This is a genomic window from Streptomyces vulcanius, assembly GCF_042653945.1.
GTDB classification, from domain to species: domain Bacteria; phylum Actinomycetota; class Actinomycetes; order Streptomycetales; family Streptomycetaceae; genus Streptomyces; species Streptomyces mangrovi.
Map to the genome: position 1 here is coordinate 81,360 of NZ_JBHSFK010000012.1, position 19,913 is coordinate 101,272.

20 protein-coding genes and 1 pseudogene are annotated in these 19,913 nt (G+C 62.5%); 4 read left to right on the forward strand and 17 right to left on the reverse strand.

Features of this window, described 5'->3' with window-relative positions:
* Nucleotides 1–4 precede the first annotated feature (4 nt).
* The 14 genes and pseudogenes from ACFPIH_RS19900 to ACFPIH_RS19965 all read right to left on the reverse strand — a co-directional run bounded on the left by ACFPIH_RS19900 (nucleotide 5) and on the right by ACFPIH_RS19965 (nucleotide 14,763).
* Nucleotides 5–352 (reverse strand): hypothetical protein, encoded by a 348-nt coding sequence (locus ACFPIH_RS19900; protein WP_381173722.1) that lies wholly within the window; start codon nucleotides 350–352, stop codon nucleotides 5–7.
* A 276-nt stretch (nucleotides 353–628) separates the two neighbouring features.
* Nucleotides 629–1,135 (reverse strand): hypothetical protein, encoded by a 507-nt coding sequence (locus tag ACFPIH_RS19905; protein ID WP_381173720.1) that lies wholly within the window; start codon nucleotides 1,133–1,135, stop codon nucleotides 629–631.
* Nucleotides 1,132–2,781 carry a YfjI family protein gene (locus ACFPIH_RS19910; RefSeq protein WP_381173718.1) on the reverse strand — a complete coding sequence of 550 codons (1,650 nt, stop codon included), beginning with the start codon at nucleotides 2,779–2,781 and terminating at the stop codon, nucleotides 1,132–1,134. The genes ACFPIH_RS19905 and ACFPIH_RS19910 overlap by 4 nt, the downstream gene beginning before the upstream one ends.
* 100 nt (nucleotides 2,782–2,881) lie before the next feature.
* Nucleotides 2,882–3,178, reverse strand: a complete 297-nt coding sequence (locus ACFPIH_RS19915; RefSeq protein WP_381173716.1) for a hypothetical protein — start codon at nucleotides 3,176–3,178, stop codon at nucleotides 2,882–2,884.
* A 1-nt stretch (nucleotide 3,179) separates the two neighbouring features.
* Nucleotides 3,180–3,332, reverse strand: a complete 153-nt coding sequence (locus ACFPIH_RS19920) for a hypothetical protein (RefSeq protein ID WP_381173714.1) — start codon at nucleotides 3,330–3,332, stop codon at nucleotides 3,180–3,182.
* A 1,315-nt stretch (nucleotides 3,333–4,647) separates the two neighbouring features.
* On the reverse strand, nucleotides 4,648–5,007 hold the full coding sequence (locus ACFPIH_RS19925; protein WP_381173712.1) for a hypothetical protein: 360 nt from the start codon (nucleotides 5,005–5,007) through the stop codon (nucleotides 4,648–4,650).
* 417 nt (nucleotides 5,008–5,424) lie between these two features.
* A complete protein-coding gene (locus tag ACFPIH_RS19930) occupies nucleotides 5,425–5,769 on the reverse strand; it encodes a hypothetical protein (RefSeq protein ID WP_381173710.1) in 345 nt (114 codons plus the stop codon).
* Nucleotides 5,762–6,661, reverse strand: a complete 900-nt coding sequence (locus ACFPIH_RS19935) for a hypothetical protein (protein WP_381173708.1) — start codon at nucleotides 6,659–6,661, stop codon at nucleotides 5,762–5,764. The genes ACFPIH_RS19930 and ACFPIH_RS19935 overlap by 8 nt, the downstream gene beginning before the upstream one ends.
* 859 nt (nucleotides 6,662–7,520) lie before the next feature.
* Nucleotides 7,521–7,805, reverse strand: a complete 285-nt coding sequence (locus ACFPIH_RS19940; protein WP_381173706.1) for a hypothetical protein — start codon at nucleotides 7,803–7,805, stop codon at nucleotides 7,521–7,523.
* A 3,857-nt stretch (nucleotides 7,806–11,662) separates the two neighbouring features.
* Complete coding sequence (locus tag ACFPIH_RS19945; protein WP_381173704.1) at nucleotides 11,663–12,655, reverse strand: MvdC/MvdD family ATP grasp protein; 993 nt, start codon at nucleotides 12,653–12,655, stop codon at nucleotides 11,663–11,665.
* A 20-nt stretch (nucleotides 12,656–12,675) separates the two neighbouring features.
* The gene (locus ACFPIH_RS19950) at nucleotides 12,676–12,942 is read right to left on the reverse strand and encodes a hypothetical protein (protein WP_381173702.1); all 267 of its coding nucleotides are present in this window, start codon (nucleotides 12,940–12,942) and stop codon (nucleotides 12,676–12,678) included.
* Between the two features lie 89 nt (nucleotides 12,943–13,031).
* Nucleotides 13,032–13,171, reverse strand: a pseudogene (locus ACFPIH_RS19955).
* Nucleotides 13,172–13,271: 100 nt separating this feature from the next.
* Complete coding sequence (locus tag ACFPIH_RS19960; protein ID WP_381173700.1) at nucleotides 13,272–13,778, reverse strand: NUDIX domain-containing protein; 507 nt, start codon at nucleotides 13,776–13,778, stop codon at nucleotides 13,272–13,274.
* 469 nt (nucleotides 13,779–14,247) lie between these two features.
* Nucleotides 14,248–14,763, reverse strand: a complete 516-nt coding sequence (locus ACFPIH_RS19965) for a hypothetical protein (RefSeq protein WP_381173698.1) — start codon at nucleotides 14,761–14,763, stop codon at nucleotides 14,248–14,250.
* A gap of 125 nt (nucleotides 14,764–14,888) precedes the next feature.
* Between ACFPIH_RS19965 and ACFPIH_RS19970 the strand changes: the two genes are divergently transcribed.
* A complete protein-coding gene (locus ACFPIH_RS19970) occupies nucleotides 14,889–15,713 on the forward strand; it encodes a helix-turn-helix domain-containing protein (RefSeq protein WP_381173696.1) in 825 nt (274 codons plus the stop codon).
* Nucleotides 15,710–15,919 (forward strand): DUF397 domain-containing protein, encoded by a 210-nt coding sequence (locus tag ACFPIH_RS19975; protein ID WP_381173694.1) that lies wholly within the window; start codon nucleotides 15,710–15,712, stop codon nucleotides 15,917–15,919. Before ACFPIH_RS19970 ends, ACFPIH_RS19975 begins: the two co-directional genes overlap by 4 nt.
* Nucleotides 15,920–16,056: 137 nt before the next feature.
* On the opposite strand, the gene ACFPIH_RS19980 is transcribed toward ACFPIH_RS19975, so the two are convergent.
* The gene (locus ACFPIH_RS19980; RefSeq protein WP_381173692.1) at nucleotides 16,057–16,287 is read right to left on the reverse strand and encodes a hypothetical protein; all 231 of its coding nucleotides are present in this window, start codon (nucleotides 16,285–16,287) and stop codon (nucleotides 16,057–16,059) included.
* A gap of 108 nt (nucleotides 16,288–16,395) precedes the next feature.
* Here ACFPIH_RS19980 and ACFPIH_RS19985 point away from each other — a divergent pair, with 108 nt between their 5' ends.
* Together ACFPIH_RS19985 and ACFPIH_RS19990 are read left to right on the forward strand one after the other, a co-directional pair.
* Nucleotides 16,396–16,614, forward strand: a complete 219-nt coding sequence (locus ACFPIH_RS19985) for a hypothetical protein (protein WP_381173690.1) — start codon at nucleotides 16,396–16,398, stop codon at nucleotides 16,612–16,614.
* A 61-nt stretch (nucleotides 16,615–16,675) separates the two neighbouring features.
* A complete protein-coding gene (locus ACFPIH_RS19990; protein WP_381173688.1) occupies nucleotides 16,676–17,473 on the forward strand; it encodes an SURF1 family cytochrome oxidase biogenesis protein in 798 nt (265 codons plus the stop codon).
* 48 nt (nucleotides 17,474–17,521) lie between these two features.
* Here ACFPIH_RS19990 and ACFPIH_RS19995 read toward each other — a convergent pair whose 3' ends face one another.
* Both ACFPIH_RS19995 and ACFPIH_RS20000 read right to left on the reverse strand, forming a co-directional pair.
* Complete coding sequence (locus ACFPIH_RS19995; protein ID WP_381173686.1) at nucleotides 17,522–17,692, reverse strand: CstA-like transporter-associated (seleno)protein; 171 nt, start codon at nucleotides 17,690–17,692, stop codon at nucleotides 17,522–17,524.
* Nucleotides 17,689–19,833 (reverse strand): carbon starvation CstA family protein, encoded by a 2,145-nt coding sequence (locus ACFPIH_RS20000; protein WP_381173684.1) that lies wholly within the window; start codon nucleotides 19,831–19,833, stop codon nucleotides 17,689–17,691. The genes ACFPIH_RS19995 and ACFPIH_RS20000 overlap by 4 nt, the downstream gene beginning before the upstream one ends.
* Nucleotides 19,834–19,913 lie beyond the last annotated feature (80 nt).

A 19,913-nucleotide genomic window follows, 5' to 3' on the forward strand; every position in this document is an offset into this window, starting at 1 on the left:
CCCATCAGGGCGCCCCCACTTCCCTCATGTCTCCGCATGCTGCCCTGAACTCTGCCTGAATTCGCGCAGCCATGCCCTCGTTACGGTCCGCCTTGCGGGCGAGTCGCACCGAGTCACAAAGCCAGTCGTAGTCAGCCTCGCTCAGGTAGAGAACGTATTTCATCTCGCCCTTGTCCAGGTAAGCATCCGCTGTTGCCTCGGTTACAACCGAGTCCACCACTTGATAGCGATCCCTTGTTTTCGCTGAACGGATACGCCGTCCACGTCCTTCCCAGGACGCTACGAGATAGTTCCAATCTTCCTCAAGGAGGAAGATTGGATACCGGTAGACCGTTGCCCTGTCATTGGCCATTGGAGGGCCGCTCTACCTTTCCGGGTCGCACTACTTTTACACGCCCGTCGACGACTGCGTAAAACGCGCCCTCCATCTCGGAAGTGTCCGGATAATACGCGGTCCGGCACTTGAGCTTCGCATCCCAACTGCATTTCCAGTACCAGACTTGTATCCCGTCCTCATTTCCGTCCGTGGCACGCAATACCTTGGACTTCAGACGAAAGACACCCCACAAGCAGTGCGGACACTTGACGCCCTCAGCAAGACGCACCGGGCCGGTTCCACCGTCCGCCACTACTGCCCCTTGCTCAGATTTCCTTCAGCGGCCTTCTCCAACTCGGCCTTGACGTCCTCGACTGCGACGAACCCGTTGTTTGGGGTGCGGAAACCAATCAGCCGGTCCGCGTCACGGACGTGGTAGAGCGGGTGGCCGAAGGAGGCCGGGACGGTCACGCCGTCCACCTGGACGCCCTGAGGCTGGTTGGCGGCCTCCGCCTTCTCCCCCTCGTAATAGGCGTCCTCGTAACGCTGGAGCGCGTCACTGGCTGCCCGAGCGGCAGACGGAGTCAGGTCGGGGAAGTCCAGGTAAGCCCGCGCGATGACCGCGATCCACCCCAGAGTGACAAGGCTGACCTCTCCATAGGCCGCCTTCCCCTTGGGCTGACGAAGGCTCTCCAACTCAGCCTTGACGTACGGCGGTTCGCTCTTGTCGCTTCCCTCCATGAGGCCGGTCCCGCCGATGTGGTCCATCAACCCGTTGGGGATCTTCACCGGGTACATGGTCAACTGCTGCTCACTCACTGAGTCTCCTCTTCCCACAGACCGGCAGGCGGGTTCGCCGCCGGCGCCTTCTTAACAGCCCCCGCTGACACTGGTGTCCTGGCGGGAGTCTTGGCCTGACCTGCGGCAGCCTTCTTGGCCGCCGTCCCCCTGGCCCTGGTGCTCGTCGGTCTGGTGTGTCCAGCTGCCGACTTACTGGCCTCTGCCGTGGCCTTCCTGGGGGACGCAGAGCGCTTGGCAGGCACCGTCCCGACGCGAGACTTGGCTGGTCCCTGCGAGCTCGTCAGGAAGTCACTCACGGACTTGCCCCCGTTGCCTGGCTTGCCCAGCCATTCCGCGTAGGCGTTCAACAGGGCTTCCGCATCCTCCGCCGTCCTGACCGATTCAGGCTCCCGAGTCTGAGCCGGAATTGGTGTGGCGGTTTCCTCAGGGACAATCAGCCGAAAGATTCTCGCCTGTGCACCGGCCCTGCCCGGTTTCCTGGGGGTATCGAAGACCTCAACATCAGCCATCGCCACTGCTTCGGTTTCGATCTGCTCAGCAGTGAAACGACCTGAGCCCAGAGCACGGTATAGCTGCGACCGGGTAGCTTCCCCATCGAGTTTGAGGAGGTGCCGCCTGATCAGATCATCAAGCGCTTTCGGTGTGTGCGCCGTAGAACTCACGGTGTCGTTGTTGAGCTGAGTAACGCTCTGCACCGAGTAATTCACAAACGCGTGCGCCGCCTCAATTGCATCCAGCGGAATGACAGTCTTCTTGTTGGCCGCAGTCAGAACCGCAGCAACACGCCAGACCTGCTCTGCCGACCGCTCGATAAATGAAGCCAACACTTCCGGCAGCTTAGCAGTCTCCACCAGGAACTGAGCCCGGATCTCGTCGAACCGCTTACGGGCGGGCACCCCCAATGTCATGACCCGCTTTTCCTTGCGTGCCCAATCGTATGCCTGCTTGAGGGCCATTCCGGGTTCGTAGTCGAAGATGGGACGCTGTTGCCCAGGTTCCGGGGAAGGCAGAACCTTTGACATCTTCACGAGTACAGGAAGGATCCGGTTGTACGAACCCCCGAGAGCTTCAGTATCAGATATGTACCGAGCCCAAGCACCCGGCTGAATGTGCGAGTGGAAGCCCAGGAGGGGTTTCTCTACGCACTGCTCATCAGACTCGCCCTTCTTACCCTTGGTTGTATTCCGGATAGCCTTTCCGTCCCATGCGGTCCTGAAGTTTCCGGAGAAGGTAGGGCACCGGTTAGTGCGCTTGAGCTGATTTACCCACTCCTCTTCGATCACGATGATCCGGCCGTCAGGGCCGTCCTCCAGGGTCAGGCTCTTTTCGTACTGCTCGTAGAGGGTGTTGATGAGTGACGGGCCTGAAGAAATGCCGCCCCGCCGGTTCTTGCCCAGGAAGTCAGAAAGCCCGTAGAGGATGTGCTCTGCGGCTTCCAGGGCTGTTCCCTTGCAGCCCTCACCCGACCGGCCAACCAGAGCCGTCCAGACCACAATTGGCCTGTCTCCTGACTGCACCACATGCCCGCTCAGTGCTGCCGAGAAGAGCGCCAACATGGCCGCATGCACTCCAATGGGGTCGGCTTCTGTGTAGGGCTGCGACTCCAGTACTTCCCTGCCGATGGGCCCGTAGGCCATTTCGTCGTATCGCGTTCTTGTCTCCACTGGTCCTCTCTAGGCAAATGGGGTTGCACGTTCACGCGGAATGCATGAGCGTCCATGGTTCGAGCCGGAACTGAATCCGCCCAGCTCTCCCCAAAGCAGCTCAGTACTCCAGTACGTTGCCCAGCTCCGCCGACACGCGGGCGGCCTCACTGGCGTTGTGGCGGTACTGATCCGCTAGCCCACCCCAACCCTCGTTCGTCACCCAGGAACCATCCTGCTTTGCCCTGATATCCGGATCAGACTGGCCGTCCTCGTAGTGCCTTTGGGCCATCGTCCTGGCAGAGGTCATGGCCTCCTGGTAGACCCTCAACGCCTCCTTTATGACGTACTTGTTGGCCACCACGAACCGGCGGAGGTTCTCCGCACTATTCAGTGCGCTTGCTTCGATGAACGGCATTTCAGCTGTCCCCCTTCGGGCAGTCTTCGTGTTCCTCTTCCAGGGAAAGAACGATCTGGAAGGCATCAGGACCCACATTCTGGCAAACGGTGAACTCTTCCTTGCAGTCACCGCACTTATAGGTGACCTCAACTCCAGTTGCCTTGCCGGCCACGCTTACTCACCCTCCCTTTCAATGGCCCACAGATCACCAGGTCCGCCCTGGATGTCCCAACGGTCATCCCTGTGCGTAACCCACTTGTGTAGATCGGGATCCCACCTGTGGGTTGTGAGCATGCCCCGTGTTATCGGTCCCGCCTTCACGGCTTCGCTCACGTTGGTTACGGTGCCCGGCCAGAAAAGACCAATTTCGCCAAAGTTGACGCCATGCGCCTTGAACTTGGCAGGTTCACCCTGGATCAGGACCCGCATACCCCAGACAAGGACGACGTCCCCACTCCGCAACTCGGAAGTCGTGACCGTTCTGACGCTGCCCATTACTCGGCCTCTCGCACCGTCAGGCTTTCCGACCCGATGCGGACTATTTTCCCTTGCCCTACGTCCAGAACGTGACCCTGTTTCGTCAGCAACTCCCATACTCCATTGATGACTTGGCTAGGGGATGCGTCCGGCTTGCCTCCGACTTCCAGGGACACGACTTGCCGGCCGTAGAGGGGCGGGGGGAAGGTCTCCCACCACACTCGGTAAAGCGGGTACTCCTCCCCCTGCTCAGGAGTCGCACCCCCTTCCAGGGCTCGGCGCTTCCGCTCTGCCCGGTACACCCTCACCGCCTCCTGGACCAGCCGCCGCGCGGCCTCCTGCGGGCAGTCGTACCGGTTGGAAGCATCTCCAAGCGATCTGAACAGCTGACCCAGGAGGTCCATGCGTTCGCGCCCTAGTGGGAGGCCCGCAGCCTCTCGGGCACCCTTACGAGCCGTCCTCAGGTCTTCCGGCCAGTCCTTGACTCTCACGCAGTCTCACCCGACCGAACCTGAGGAACGATCCTGGCATTTGCCCAAGGAGAGTCCGCAAGGAAACTGTCCCGCGCCCGATCCGCATCCGCCCAATCCGAATAGTTCCGGAGGCTCAAAGGACGGTATGTTTCGCCGCCTTCCGTGACCTCTATCTGAAACACAGTGATCCTCTCTTAATCCAGCCGTTCCCAGTGCCGGGTAATGCGAGCCGACCGCGAAGGCAGTCGACCCGCAAAACGAACCACTAGGCCTAGCGAAGGGGCTTAATCCTCACCCGGTCCACATACCAAGGGAAGGGGTGAATGCCCCTTCCAGACTTTCGAGAGAGCGCAAGCATCTGCGCGTAGTCCCTCTGATAGGAGCCCACAGGAGGAACGGGCCGCCAACCCGCCCACTGGTGTTGCCTCACGCGTATGCGGGCGATCCGTCCCGCATGCCCACGGCTGCGGGAGCCGTTTGGCCAACTCGTCCACTGGTGCTGAGTCTTCCGGACAATACGAATGGTTTGGCTCTCCCTCATCGCGCCAACCTCTCCGGAACCCACTTCCAACCCCACTCCAAGGAGAAGTGAGCTGCGAGCGATACCGGGTCGGATGTCCAACCCGACCCCGGAATCCGCCACTTATCCAGGTGCGCACCCACCAGCCGGTCAAGTTCAGAATCCTCTACCGGGGTGCCTCCTTCCTTCAGCGAAAGAGGGTCGGCTGTCTCAACGTCCCAGCTTCCGTATTCCTCCGCCGTTTCCAGGTCTGAGAGTACGAGCCGCGCCCCCTCCTGCCCTGCGATCCAGTACACCCGAATACGCAATTCCAGGGGCTCACCGATTCCACCGGCCGCACAATGCGTGGCGGTTTCCTCAGTTACGAACACGGACATGCACTATTGCCTCTCACTATCGGTGGGAGGTGGCCCCGAGTTGGCCACCTCCCGCCTTCATTGCTAGCTACCGGCTCGCGCGACACGTCTTGCAGTACGCGCACGGATCGGCAAGTCGGATCCCCGACTCTTCGTAGATCTCTCCGGCCCACCCCTCCGGAACGTCCGTACTGCGGTGAGCGAGGTACTGAGCGACCCGCCAAAGACGCCAGCCTTCGGGGTCAACGGCCCTCCACTCCGTGAGCAATTCGCGCCGCCGGCGGAGGTACTTCTGGCGGGTCAATTCGGGTAGAGGCGCCAGCACCGGACGTCCGCCGGACCCATTCGGGTATGTGTTCACCTTTGCCCCCGGAGAGGCAAGATAGAGAACCTGCCGGAGGCTCACCGCGATTGTCTGAGGCGTGCGAGGAAGGCGAGTCACTTACGCTCCCTCCATTCCTTCAGTGCGGCCTCACGCTTGGCAGACGGAAGGCAGCCCTTGTGACGTGGGCTCGGCTTCCAGTTGCCTTCCTTGTCCTTGCGTCCCCGGATGTGACTGTAGAACTTCTCGACCTGCTGTCCGCAGCCCTTCAGCTCACAGCGCCACAGAGAACGGGTGTCACTGCCGTTGTAAGTGCCGAGCAACGTCCACCCATTGAAGAGGGCGACCGCGACCGCATTACGGGCCGCATCGATGTTGCGCCTACTCGCCCCTTGCTTCAGCACAGGGGAAATCTCGGGAATCTGGTCAGCCATTTCGTACGTTCCCTTCTTGTCAGGCATTCGAGTGACCTCGTGCGTGGATAAGGTCAACGCCGCCATCAGGGCAGCGCGTACAAGGGACGGAGTTCTCTCGCTCCCACTGCTCTTTGGTGATCACGATTTCGCCGCTGCACGCGGCACACTGCACGGTTCGTTTCTCTGTCTTGCTATTCAGGTACTCAACGGCCTCACGCTCTATGAGTCGCAGCAGATCAAGCGGCAGGGCGGCGTTTTCCTGCCCGTGGTCCTCACGCATGTAGACCTCGTACATACCCTCTGCGTGCTCCTGCGCACGCTTCCACTGTCCCCGCGCATCGATGCACGACCTCTCGTTCAGGTCGAGCGGATAGCGCGCATAGTGAGCCCTCCAGTAATGCAGTTCGGCCAGCGGATGGACCACGCGGCCAAGCGCAATCCACATATTCCGCTCGGTCATGGTCGTTGCGTCGTAAGCGCACTCTTGAATGGTCGGGTAATCCAACGGAGGAACAACACGGTCGCCGTAAATACCCGTATCGGGGATGAGTCCGAACTCACAGCGATAGTCCGTGACGTGGTCCGTTTCCCAGCCCTTCATGACGGCGGAGTGTTCGCCGCACAGAACCAATCGCAGCCGCTCACCTTGGTAGACCTTCGACCGGACTACCGCCCCCGGATACGGGCAGTGACCCGTTTCTTTGTTGCGCCAGACCTCACACAGGAACTCGCCCCGTACGGCCGTCTGTGCCGCCTCACGAGTGGGAGCCGCAGCAACCCACACGTGCTCCCCCTTACGCGTGTCCCGCTCGTACGCGAACCACTTTTCGGGGAGGGGGTCACCCTGGATCCGCACGACGTAACCGCCGTACTCCTCCGTTCCCTCCTTGCCCAGGTAGAAGACCCCGTCATAACCGCCCTGTCGCCATTCGACCATTGAGTGATCCCTTCTGCTTTGCTCCGAGCTTGCCTCTAGAGACTCAATGCCTAAGGCATGGGTGATCTCCGCCCGGATAGCCGGGTGACCTTCCCATGCCTTGGCATTCAATCGCTAGTACCAGGTGATCCCGTTATTCCTCGTACTGGCTCACGACCGCGAAGCGGGACGCCCTTTGCGCGCGCTGCAATAGAGCGTGCACGTGTCGGAAGCAGGCGAGGAGAACGAACTCCGTTCCTTCTCCTGGCAGGCCTGAAGGGTTGTACACGTACCTCACGACGTGACGGGGTTTCCTGGTGCAGCCAGCACTACCGAGCCCCGCCCCCACGCAGGCCGGTCGGGTGTCGCGTCTTTCCTCCGCCAGCTCACCCGTAAACAGGCGCCAGAACTTGACCGGGTACTTCATTACCTGTCTCGCCCCTTACGTATGTCTTCACGTAGCGAATGCTGGGGGATGATGCGGAGAGGCTCCGCCCCGTACAGGTTGGCGGCACGGGCTACGTCCCTGATTGCTTTACGGATGTGGCGCCCGCATGCATACCTACCGCCGTTACCGTCGACGAAGTACGTCACGAACACGTCTGCCGTGGCCAGGCATAGAGTGCCCCCGCGCTTTTCGACACTGCACACGGTCACTCGATTTCCTGAGGAGTACTGGCAGGCAGGACAACCAGCACGTATTGATAGGACCCGTACCGCCGGCCAGAGTGCACAGAAAGAGCCTGCATCCTGGGCAGACACCCGCCCTCACAGCGAAAGGCAGTCTGTTCTGTCGCTCTGAGTGCGCGGTTTTTGAAAACGACCTCCACGACAGCCCAGAGGCCCCCGCACCAGCCGCACGGCATTGACTTGTAGCGGCTCACGCGGAAACCTCCGCCATTTCCCCAGTGATGTTCGCGGCGTCCATATGCCGCACGAACGCCACGCCGTCGTCAAATCCGCCCCGCATTCGGAATGCCACAGCGAGGGGAGTTCGCGGGTTGTGGTACCAATACTCCGGCCGTCGGTAGGCAATGCTCCATACACTTCCGTCCGTCATCTGCACCACTTCACGGGTGGTGAGGGCCGGGTCCCTTTCCAGGGTGAATTTCTTACGGCGCACTGCCTTCAGCAGCACAACGCGATCCGTAGACAGGTCGATCATTGCGTCTCTCCGCTCGAATGAACGGGCACACGAAACACCGAGTTTGTATCGTGTGCCCTTACACGTACGGGCTACTTAGTGGGGCCTAGTAGGCACCCCACCGGGTCACGCGCCGCCCAAACTGATGGGCCTCCTCCAGAATCGGGGAACCGTTCTGGTCCTCCCCGATCACGCGGGACACAGTCACACCGAACAATGGCGCGTTCGGTTCCTGGGAGTACAGGGCGTGTCCGACGAACGCAACAAACCTGTACCGAGTCGCGTTGATTACTCTGTCGTGCGTCTCGAAGATCTGCGAAGCCTGGATTCCAGATAAGAACGGCTCACGCTTGCCTATCTGCACTGCCCTACCTCCAATTGCGCTACCGCATTTCCTGTACGCAGTAGGTAAGGGGGCACACGAAACACCGAGTTTGTCTCGTGCACCCGATACCTATTCAGCGGACTAGTTCTTGACCTGTGCAGCCCACCTGAGACGCTGTTCAAAGAGTGCGCGGGCTGCGTCTTTGCGGTCCGCATGACCGTGTACGTGATGCTCTGGGTTGTCCAGTTGGCTTGTGAACGTTGAGCCGTGCCATCCCTTGCAGTGCTCACCGTTGTCTACGCACAAAGCCTTGGCCGCCCATTCCGGGCACGGGTAGACCGTGCCAACCCACTTTGATGGGGAAAATCCCGCAGGTTGCGGCAGGCCGTCAAACTCACTGCTGTAGACCGTGAGCGTGTCCTCCCCCAGATGAGCGGGTGCAGGCTTGAATGTGAATCGAACCTCAGCCATTGGAAACTATCCCCTTGTGTTCCTCGCAGTTACATCCGCGCATGTGTGTGCAGTAGATAGCCGCATAGCCATGCTTCGGAAGAACGAGGTTCGCCCGGTACCTCACATTCCCGGACAGCCACCATTCGACCCGCTTAACGGCCAATTCCCAGTCATCTCCCACACGTCCGGGACACAGTCCCCCGTTAAAGGGTTCCGTGAGTATCCAAAACGTCACCTCACTGCGGATGACTTGTCCCCCACTTTTGTCCATATGGACCTGTGTGGAACACGCATCACTCAGCCACACAGTGAGCACGAGAGAATTACCAATTTCCTGTTTCCTGATCTCACCTATTCCGGGCATCACTACCTCTTTCCCAGTTCCACTACGCACTTTCGCAGCGGGTGACAGGGTGCACGAGACACCGAGTTTGTCTCGTGCACCCGACGCCCTTACGAAGCGGCTAGTCCCCCATCACCTCGCGATAATGAGCGCAGCCACGGTGAGAGACACCAGGAAGAGGGTCACGAACGGTTTCCACATCTGATTTCACCTCCTCTCGGACAGGGATCACTTGGACAAAGGACCCGTTCACTTGGGCTTCGCCCTTGCGGTAGATATCCGCCATACTCCGGGTCACTTCGCCTGTCATTCCGGCGTACTCAGTGAACCCGCGCACGGAATACACCATGCGTGCGAACGAGGTAACCCTGTACACGAACGGCACCGATTCCCCGGGATCCAAGATGCCCACCTGAAACAGCAGGTGGTCTCTGTGATCAATCCAGAATCGGAACTCACTTACGGGAGAGCGAAAATCCCCCGCCTTTGCTGCCATAGATCCACCTATGGGTTGCTCGGCGGCCATTACAGGCCCTTGCAAGTGCCTTGACGACACTCCCATAGGCAGACATGCGCTCACGGGTCATAGGGACCAGCCCACGGCCGAGTGAGTATCAGTCGCTCGAACCGCCGTGATCCTGCTGATTCCGGTATTGCGTCATATCTGCCGTAGGCAATCTCGTAAAGCTCTCGCGGCATCCGGGCGTACAACTCTCATGCGTTGTTGGTTTCCCTTCGTGCCGCTCATCAGGTGTTCAGCCCTCTTGCGTTGCTGATTTCCTGGTCACAGGTACTCACCCCTGTGTGGTGAAACCGTGCGCTCCCTCAGAGTTGAGGACTACACGGACTGTCCGCACCAATGTGAGATGCGGCCCTCAGTGACCGTCTGAGAGGTGGACACCCTTTACTGGCACTGGTCGGTGTCACCAGTCCCGTTCGAGCCTCTGAGACGCTTACAGGGCCGTTGCTGGCACTGTGTAGGTGTGAGCCTTAGTGCGCTCACTACGAGACTGCCGTTTCCGGACCAGTCACCATGCGCCCCGAGTAGGGAAAGTGTGGCGAGTCGCTTTCACTCGCGGTACTGAATTGATCTAGGCATTTGGCACTCTGTTCAGTTATCAAGCAACGCATTTCCGACGTCACCCCCGATTTCCCGGAGTTCACTGCCGCTCTTTCACTCCACCTCTTCCAGGACTTCCGCACTCCCCTTCTTTGCGTGACGCCCCGTTTCCGCTTGCCCTCTGGGCCGGTACTCCGGGGCCGCTCCGTTCGGTGCGGTTGGTGTTGCATGACGAATCAGATCACACGTTCACCGCAACCTCACTTCGCGTCATCTCGACATGAAGGGTGTCGCCGAGAGCCTCAATAAAAGAAATAAGGCCTAGTCATGGCATTAGTGAGAATGTGAATGGGGCATAGTCAGACATAGCGACACCGTCACCGCAACCTCACTTGTTATCCGTTCGTTACCATTACAACGTATCGTTCTTATGCAATTCGGACTCCGTGCAGGTAGCACCTATATGCATGGCCGTATAGGCCTGGTGCTGACTACACCCCTTACATTCCCGCTAGCCGTACCCGGGTGAGCCGATAGGGGACGCACCTCTCTTGGCTCATGGGTCGGCATCCCAACGGCAAGGGTCCTCAATGGGCACACAGAGGCCGTAGCGGCTCGTTCACGCACTTGGCCGCACCCTGGGGCACTCGGAGGCTGCACGAGTGGCACACAGAGGGTTGCGTGACTGCATCACTGAACTCTTGGCTAGCGAATTTGGTTGCCAAGGTTCACGCCCCACCACTGAACCAACAACATCTGTAGTGATGTAGTAATTACTCCACAGGTAACGGGCGAATAACATTGCTACATCACTACACGTCATGCACATATAGGCACGGGGGTAATATAACGATAATCCAACTCAGAGAACCGCAGGAGCGGGTTCCTTCCGCCGTGTACGGGTTTCAACAATTTCCCGTCAGCGCGATCCGCCGGCCCGCCCAAGCCGCCCGCGGCCTCCGTTATGTCCCTTTGGGTCCTACTTGCCCTCCCCGAGGGACTCTCAGCTGGCTCGGGGTTCTTACATCACGGCTGATGTAGTAACAATAATTTCCCGCAGGTCAGGGGCAGGCACACCCTCAGCAACTGCGCCTCTCCTTGCGTTGGCTGGCGCACACCTTGAGGCCGAGCTGTCCCGCTCTGAGCCAAAGGACACCTACGATATTTATGAGGGGTTGGTTATACCCCCCCCCTCAGTCGTCCTCCAGCTCCCCGATTGGGGGGAGGGTTCCATACTGAGCGAGGTGGGCCATGGCCTGGTCTAGGATGGCAGAGAGGGCCACTCTTTCCGGATCTACTGTCTCCCAGTCACACCCCCCCGAGTGGTCCTTAAAGAGCGCGCAGGTTTCCGAATCCGGAGACGCCCTGTTGAGGCATGGCTTCGTCACGGATACATACTGAATTATCCCATCAACCCAGAAGAAAAATATCTCTCGGTCATCTCCGGGGATGCTGCGAAGGAAAGCCCCGTGAACTCTATGCTCCGTGCTATCCAACTGACATTGAAGAGTGTCGTGTAGGTAAACGAAGGTGTCGTCTTCGCTGTATGGGGCGATGTGGAGGGCAAAACTTGCCGTAATGGGCTCGATTGTGCGGAAGCTAGTGCAGCGAAGGGTCATTTCCACGTCTCGTGAGGATATAGAGAAGCCCCGGCCTGTCCCCTTTAGAACCGAGACGGGCCGGGGCTTCGCTGTTACTCAATCTGCCGATCTCGGCCGCCGGCGCCCAGATCCGGATGAGGCCCTATGGCCTCCATCCGGAGTGAAGACGCGCGTTGCCATGGCTGTCTCAACCAGATGCTCCGCAATGGAGCGTGAGATCACCATGCCGGTGGCAGCTTGGACGAATCCGAATTGACCTGACGGATTCGCTTCCAGGAACCACCAAGTGCCATGGCTGTCAACGGCGAAGTCCAGTGCCGCGTATTCCAGCCCGAGTTGCCCCATGAGCTTCTGAATCTTCTTGACCAGCGGCTGACTCACTGCCACGGGCTCGAAGGAGAGTTCTTCTTCGGGCACAACCCGCCAGTCCAGTTTTCCGCCCTTCCCGTTGATCTTGCAGGGGAACAGCCGATCCCCGATCACCGTAAGGCGAATGTCGTAGACCTTCTCAACAGGTTGTTGGAAGTAGTGCACTGCCCGGCTGACGGCATCCGCGTCCGCTTCGATCTCGCCGGCCGTTACGATCCGTGCGGGCACGAACCGTTCGGAGTGGCCAGTGAGGGTCTTGCAGACGGCTCGGCCGTTGTGCTCACCGGCGAAACGGACCGCTTCCTCGGGGTCGTTCGTGTAAATCGTGTGAGGTGTGCGGAAGCCGAGTGTGGCAGCCTGCTTGAGCTGCCCAGGGCCAGGCTTGGCCGCTGCGGCGCGGTGCGGATGGTTCACCCACAGGACGCCTTCAAGTCCGTACAGAAGACCTTCCAGCACGGCCCGAGATTCACCCTGTGACCAGCCCTCGGGGGCATCAGGATGCCACCAGAAGACTGACACGATCGCGGCCGAAGGCGTTGTTCGATGCTCGTCGGCGAGTAGGAACCTCAGCGGTTCGTTGTCGGCGTACCCGGTCAGACGCAGTACGCCAGGCTTCACCAGGTCGTTGGGGTCGATCCGGTGGACGTCCGTCCCGCGACCGGTGAGTTCCCGAACCACGAGATCGGCGCTGAGGTCGCCGGGTGCAGCGACGACAAGCACTGTGGGAGGGAGAGGCATTGTCAGTCGTCGTCCTTCTTGTGGCCGGAGGAGTTGTGCGTGTAGGTCGGCCCGAACAGCATCCGGGGGGCGTTCGCGAAGTCGTCATCCTTCTTGAAGCCCTTGGAGTTGTGCGTCATGGTCTCTGCCCTGACGTCGGCGATGTCGACCACGGCCGCGCCGGAGGCGGCGACGTTGAGCTGCCGGAACCTGTCGTACGTGAAAGCGGGCGTCCGGTCGACGGGGGGCGTCGGGGACTCCACGAGGAGCGCGAAGGGAGCGATCGTCATGGTGACGGTCCTTCCAGGTAGACGATTGGAGGGTAGCGCGGTGCATCTCGCTCCAGCCGGGTTGCACCGTCACAGGTGGCTGGAGCGAGCAGTCCCCTTGTCCGGACTCGAACCGGAGTCTCCGGAGGATCCCCAGACGCTACAACCGGGGGTCCTCGGCGCGGGAAGTTGAGCGCGCCGTTGCCAGTTTGTTGGTAACCGGGCTCTTCCTGACTGAGCTATAGGGGCTGCGCCCGCCCCTGCCGGGCTTACTGATTAGCGTGGGAGGTTGACTAACCAGCTACTTCCGGCAGGGACGGAGTTCTCAGGTGGTGCGCTTCTGTTCGGCTTCAGCCGGCGGTGACCGCACGTCCTTCCACGAGGTACACCCCGTGCCGCCCTTCTTCGAGCGCTGCGACCGCCTGGAGGATGCGGCGTTCCGTGTGGGGCGCGACGAACGTTGCCAGTTGATCGAGCGCCACGAAGTCCGAGCCGATTAGCTCCGGCCCCTCACCAGGCGCGGCAGCGGGGAGCCTGATGTTGGTGTCGCTCGACACCCGGCCTCCGTCGAAGACGAAGTTGTAGCCCTCCGCTGCCCCGTCCTTCTCGTTTCGGGGCATGTAGTCCATGACGAGGAGCGGCCCGCGCGGTACGTGCAGGCCCGTCTCCTCAGCAACTTCCCGGGCCCATCCCGCGTGCGGCGGCTCGCCGGCATGCGCACAGCCGCCGGGTAATCCCCACGTCTTGTTCCCGTAGTTCTTGTGGACCAGGAGGACTCTGCCGTCCTCGTCCGTGACAAGGGCGAGGTTGCCGATACGGCGGGCAGGGGGGTGGTTGAAATCGGTGTCGCTGTGCACGCGTCTCCTAATGTTAAAAGGGGTTGGGGTTGTGCAGCTCCCATGTCCGGACTTGAACCGGAGTCCTCTGGTGCCTGTCAGGGTCGAGTGTTTTGACAGTTACGGCGCATTCTGCGGGAAAAGAACCGCGGTGAGCACTGCGCCACCGCCGGGTGGTTGGCGGTCAGGCTCTACTCATCTGAGCTACATGGGAACGGTTCCCCTTGCCCGGATTCAAACCGGAGTTTCGGGTTGCCTACGTGGCCGTTCAGTTACCAGCGAAGGCGCTTCCGCGTTCTTTCACGCTGAACTACAAGGGGAGTCCGAGGACTCCCCTCACCAGTGCCCGAAATTTTGCGGATGGCGGTTTCTGGTGAGGGGAGGTTTCGCCCTGCCCTGCCGGTCGCTCTTCTTGACGAGACGGGGGGATCGTCAAGTGGCCTTACCGACAGGGCAGGTGTTCAGGGGGCGGCCGGTTGACGCCGATCAGTCACGCAGTCACGCGCTCCGCTTGGGCGGGCTCCAGCATCGCCGGCGCCGTTGCCCGCTGGCCCCTGCTGTACTGCGCCATGCGGGCCCTGATCAGCCGGTCCCTCGGAGGGCGTGCAATGTTGTCCGGCTCGGCGGTCCACAGCCTCCCTGCCTCCAGCGGGCGCAGGACGTAGCCCGTCACTTCTCCGATTTCGTTCGTACCCGTGTCGAGTACCGTTTCGCCCATCATCGGCTCGTGGGGGCGCTCTTCCAGGAGGTTGGCGGGCAGGTTCCGTTTGAGGCCAGCCATAATCGCTCGGTTGATCCTCAGCACGTCCCCGATGCTCAGGGCTCCGATCGTGATCGGGGCATCCGGTGTGTCCGGGCTGTCTGCCCAGCTCACCCTCATCTGAGGGGGGAACACCTCAATCCGCCGAAGCAGCTCCCGCAGCTCCTCGTAAGCGTTCTGCGATCTGTTATTTGCCGACCCGCCGGGGAGTTCAACGGTCGGGTCGGCTTTGCTGGCCTCGGGCATGGGGAAGACCTCTCTCAGGGGCTGGGTTCGTTCGCCCTGTGTGCCTCTAGCGTCACAGCCAGCGCCGTACCCTCAACAGTAGGTACGTGGTTACAACCGAGCTGTAACACCGAGGAGTTGCACATATGGCCTTACAACCGGCCTCAGAGGAGCCCCAGGACGGGGCGGCGTTCCTGGGAAGGGAGGTACGCATGTGCCGCGAGGCCGCGAACATGACGCAGCAAGCGCTAGCCAAGGAGTCCGGATACACGCGGCCCTACGTCTCCCGCGTTGAGTCGGGAAGCCTTCTGGCCTCTGAGGAGTTCGTGGAGAGCTGTGACAGGGTCTTCGGCACCTCGGGGTACCTGGTCCGGCTGCGTCAGCGGTTGAGCGAGGGGGGACACCCTCGTTGGTTCGTCCCGTACCTGAAGCTAGAGCAGACAGCGACTCAGATCCTGGACTACTCCAACGCGCTCATCATGGGCATGCTCCAGACTCCGGCGTACGCGGCGGCCGTCTTCAAGGCCGTACACCCGAGGGAGACGCCCGATGAGACGAAGCAGCGGGTCGAGCTGCGCATCCGTCGTCACGATGTGATGGACCGGCCGAACCCCCCACTTCTGTGGGTCATCCTGCATGAGGCCTGTCTGAGGACGGCTGTGGGCGGCGCGGAGGTCATGGAGGGGCAGATGTCCCGGCTACTGGTTGAAGCAGAGTCCCCGCATGTGACGATCCAGGTTCATCCCTTCAGCGCAGGTGCACCGGCGTCCAGTTTGCCCTTTACTCTGATCATGCAAGACGAGCACCCGACAGTCTTGTACGGAGAGACTCGGGGGTTGGGGCACGTGACCGACTCGGCCTCTACTGTTGACGAGGCCAGCATCACCTATGACCGTCTCAGGGCGTCGGCCTTGTCCCCTGCTGACTCAGCGTCCATGATTCGAGAAGTGATGGAGGGCTACGCCCCATGAGCAACACCCGCCCCGGAGAGTCCTGGGCCAAGTCGAGTTACAGCGGTGGTGAAGGGGGCCAGTGCCTAGAGTGGCTCCCCTCTTCCGCAGCAGCATCCGGTGTCGTTCCGGTTCGGGACAGCAAAGCGCCGGCGGCTGGAACCATCTCGGTGACGGCGGGGGCCTGGTCCTCGTTCGTCGAGTTCGCTCAGGGTCAGGACATCTGACAGACTGAGCCGCGACGGGCCCCCTCCCGCCGAGTTTGGGAGGGGGCCCGTTCTCGTGTCTACGAAGCCCTCTAGGGCCCTCTGCGGCCTCCTCGGTTCCGCTGAGCCCGAGGGGCCTGACCTGCGTCATACGGCTGTCATACGGGCTTCCTAGGCCTGTAGGAGACCCTCATGTCCGGGATCCGGCCCGGCTCCTCGTGACCGTTCATCCATGCGTACCGAAGGATGTTGGCAGCGACCTTGAGTGCCCACTGAGTGGCGTCGGTGTCGTTCCCGAAGGCTTGTCGGATGGTGGCCAGGTCTCCGTTCATCTTGGGGGTACGGCGGACCGAGAGGATCTTGGGTGCCTTGCGCTCCTGGGTGGTCACTCGTCATCCCCCTCCGCCGTCAGGATGTGGTGGATGTCCTCCAAAACGTCATCCGACAGTGTTGGAGCCTGTGACATCCAGTGATCGAGCCACTCACTCTTTGTCATATTGGCAGGTCACCCGCCCGTCTCTGAGGTATCAGTTTCTTCACAGAGGAGAGTGCATGTCTTCGACTGCTTCTCCTGTGCGATTCATCGCATGGCCCCCATCTGCGAGCACTGCCGGGTGCAGATCATCGGCCAGGGCGTCGAGGTCGAGGGCCACTGGTACTGCGGCGCCCACTGCGCGCGGGCGGAGGGGAAGGCGGGCATCGTGGACCGGGCCTGAGCCGACCGCATGGGCACCCCCCTCCGACAGCACCCCACGGACCGGGAGGTACGGTCGTGGGGTGTACCGCTTCCTGTTGTCCCGGCAGTGGGTGATCCTCACGCTGGTCGCCCTCGTCCTCATCCCCACGATGATCCGGCTGGGCTTCTGGCAGATGCACCGCTACGAGGAGCGCAGCGCCCGCAACCAGCTGGTCTCCGACGCGCTCCACGCGAAGCCGGTGCCCGTGGAGCGGCTGACGTCCCCGGGGCACACCGTCACCCGCGACCAGCGCTACCGCGCGGTGACCGCGACGGGGACGTTCGACACCGCGCACGAGGTCGTCGTCCGGCGCCGGGTGAACTCCGACGAGACGGTCGGCTTCCACGTCCTCACCCCGTTCGTGCTCGCGGACGGCAGGGTGCTGCTGGTCAACCGCGGCTGGATCCCCGCGAACGGCCCGACCCAGACCGCCTTCCCGAAGATCCCCGCACCGCCCGCCGGCAAGATCACCGTCACCGGGCGGCTGATGCCCGACGAGACGACCGCGGCGAGCGGCATCAAGGACCTCAAGGGCCTGCCGGACCGGCAGATCATGCTGATCAACAGCGAGGAGCAGGCGAAGCGGCTCGGCGCGGAGGTACTCGGCGGCTACATCGCGCAGAGCGCGCCCGAGCCGAAGGGCGACAGCCCGGAGCTGATCGGCGGCAACCCCGGGGACGAGGACGCCGCGCTGAACTACGCCTACGCCATCCAGTGGTGGCTGTTCTCCGCCGCCGTCCCCGTGGGCTGGGTCGTCCTGGTCCGCCGGGAGCGCCGCGACCGCGCGGCGGCGGCCGTGGCGCAGGAGCGGAAGGAAGCGGCACCCGCGCCCGTGTAGGGCCTTCAGCACCCCCCGCAGGACCTTCAGCGCCCCGTGTAGGGCCCTTCAGCAGCAGCGGCCCGGTGACGCGCACTCGCTCCGTGCGGTGCGCATCCGCTGGTACTCCCGGCGGGAGACGTGCGGGTGGCGTGTGCGGTAGCGGTCGTACTCGGCTTCGCCGGTCACCTCGCGGGCGTACCAGAGCACGGTGGCGAGCACCCTGCGCAGGGCGGTCATGAGTCCGCTCCCACCAACGGCCGCTCTACGACGTCGAGGCGGGACTCGACGTACGGCGTCTCCGTCGTCGGCAGCGGTCCGGCGGCCCGTAGGGCCCGCACGCACACCACGCCGCAGTTGACCAGGACCGTGAGGACCAGCAGCAGGAAGACGGCCATGAGCACGCCGTCGACCGTGTTGTTGAGGACGATGGTGTGCATGTCGTCCATGGTCGTGGCCCCCGGCAGGAGCTTGCCCGCGTCGACGGCGTCGGCGTAGACGTCGCGCTGTGCGAAGAAGCCGATCTTCGGGTCGGCGGAGAACACCTTCTGCCAGCCGGCGGTGAAGGTGACGGCGACGACCCAGGCCAGCGGGATCGCGGTCACCCAGGCCCAGCGGGCCTTGCCGGACTTGACGAGCATGGTCGTGGTGACGGCCAGGGCGACGGCGGCGAGCAACTGGTTGGCGATGCCGAAGAGGGGGAACAGCTGCTTGATCCCGCCCAGCGGGTCGGTGACGCCGGCGTACAGGAAGTACCCCCAGGCGCCGACGACCAGGGCGCTGGTGATCCAGATGCCGGGCTTCCAGGTGACGCGGCCGATCGGCTTCCAGACGTTGCCCAGCATGTCCTGGAGCATGAAGCGGCCCACCCGGGTGCCCGCGTCCACCGTGGTGAGGATGAACAGCGCCTCGAACATGATCGCGAAGTGGTACCAGAACGCCTTCGTCCCGGCGCCGCCGAACACCCCGGAGAAGATCTCGGACATGCCCACGGCGAGGGTGGGCGCGCCGCCGGAGCGGCCGATCAGCGTCTGTTCGTCGACGGCGTGGGCGGCGGCGGTCAGCTGGTCGGGGGTGATGGCGAAGCCGAGGTGGCGCACCGCCTCCGAAGCGGTCTGCGCGGTCGGGCCGAGGAGAGCGGCCGGGGAGTTCATCGCGTAGTACAGGCCGGGTTCGAGGACACAGGCGGCGATCAGCGCCATGACGGCGACGAAGGACTCCGTGAGCATCGAGCCGTAGCCGATCAGCCGGACCTGGGACTCCTTGCGGATCAGCTTGGGCGTCGTACCGGAGGAGACCAGGGCGTGGAAGCCGGAGAGGGCGCCGCAGGCGATGGTGATGAAGAGGAAGGGGAAGAGCGAACCGGCGAAGACCGGCCCGGCACCCGTGTGGGCGAACTCGGTCACCGGTGCGGCCTTGAAGGTGGGAGCGGCGACCACGACGCCCACGGCCATCAGGGCGATGGTGCCGACCTTCATGAACGTCGACAGGTAGTCGCGGGGCGCCAGGAGCATCCACACCGGGAGCACGGAGGCGACGAAGCCGTAGCCGACCAGACAGAAGACCAGGGTCTCCGGGCTCCAGACGAAGTACTCGGCCAGGGACGAGTTCTGGATCCAGCCGCCGCCGAGGATGGCGAGCAGCAGGAGTCCCACGCCGAGGACGCTGGTCTCCACCACCCGGCCGGGCCGCAGAAAGCGCAGGTAGAAGCCCATGAAGAGGGCGATCGGGATGGTCGTGGCGACCGAGAAGGTGCCCCAGGCGGACTCCGCGAGGGCGTTGACGACGACCATCGCCAGCACCGCGAGCAGGATGATCATGATGGCGAAGACACCGATCAGCGCGGCGGCCCCGCCCACCCGGCCGATCTCGTCCCGGGCCATCTGGCCGAGGCTCTTGCCGTCCCGGCGCATGGAGAGGAAGAGGACGATCATGTCCTGGACCGCGCCGGCGAAGATCACGCCCGTGATGATCCAGACCGTGCCCGGCAGATAGCCCATCTGTGCGGCCAGTACCGGGCCCACCAGCGGTCCGGCGCCGGCGATGGCCGCGAAGTGGTGGCCGAACAGCACCCGGCGGTCGGTGGGGTGGTAGTCGACGCCGTCCTCGAGGCGCTCGGCCGGGGTGGCCCGGGTGTCGTCGAGGTCCAGGACCCGGCGGGCGATGAACCGCGAGTAGAAGCGGTAGGCGATGGCGTACGAGCCGAGCGCGGCCACCACCAGCCAGACGGCGGAGATCTCCTCGCCGCGGGAGAGCGCGAGGACGCCCCAGCCGACCGCGCCCGCGAGGGCCACAGCGGTCCAGACCGCGAGGGACTTGAGCGACATACGTGGCTTTTCCGGCGCCGGACGGCCGGTTCTGGGCATGACTGATGTGGGCATGGCGACTCCTGGTTGGAGCGATGGGCTGCGAGTACGGAGCGATGGACCGGGACGGTGGACGGTGGACGGCTCTCCCGCTC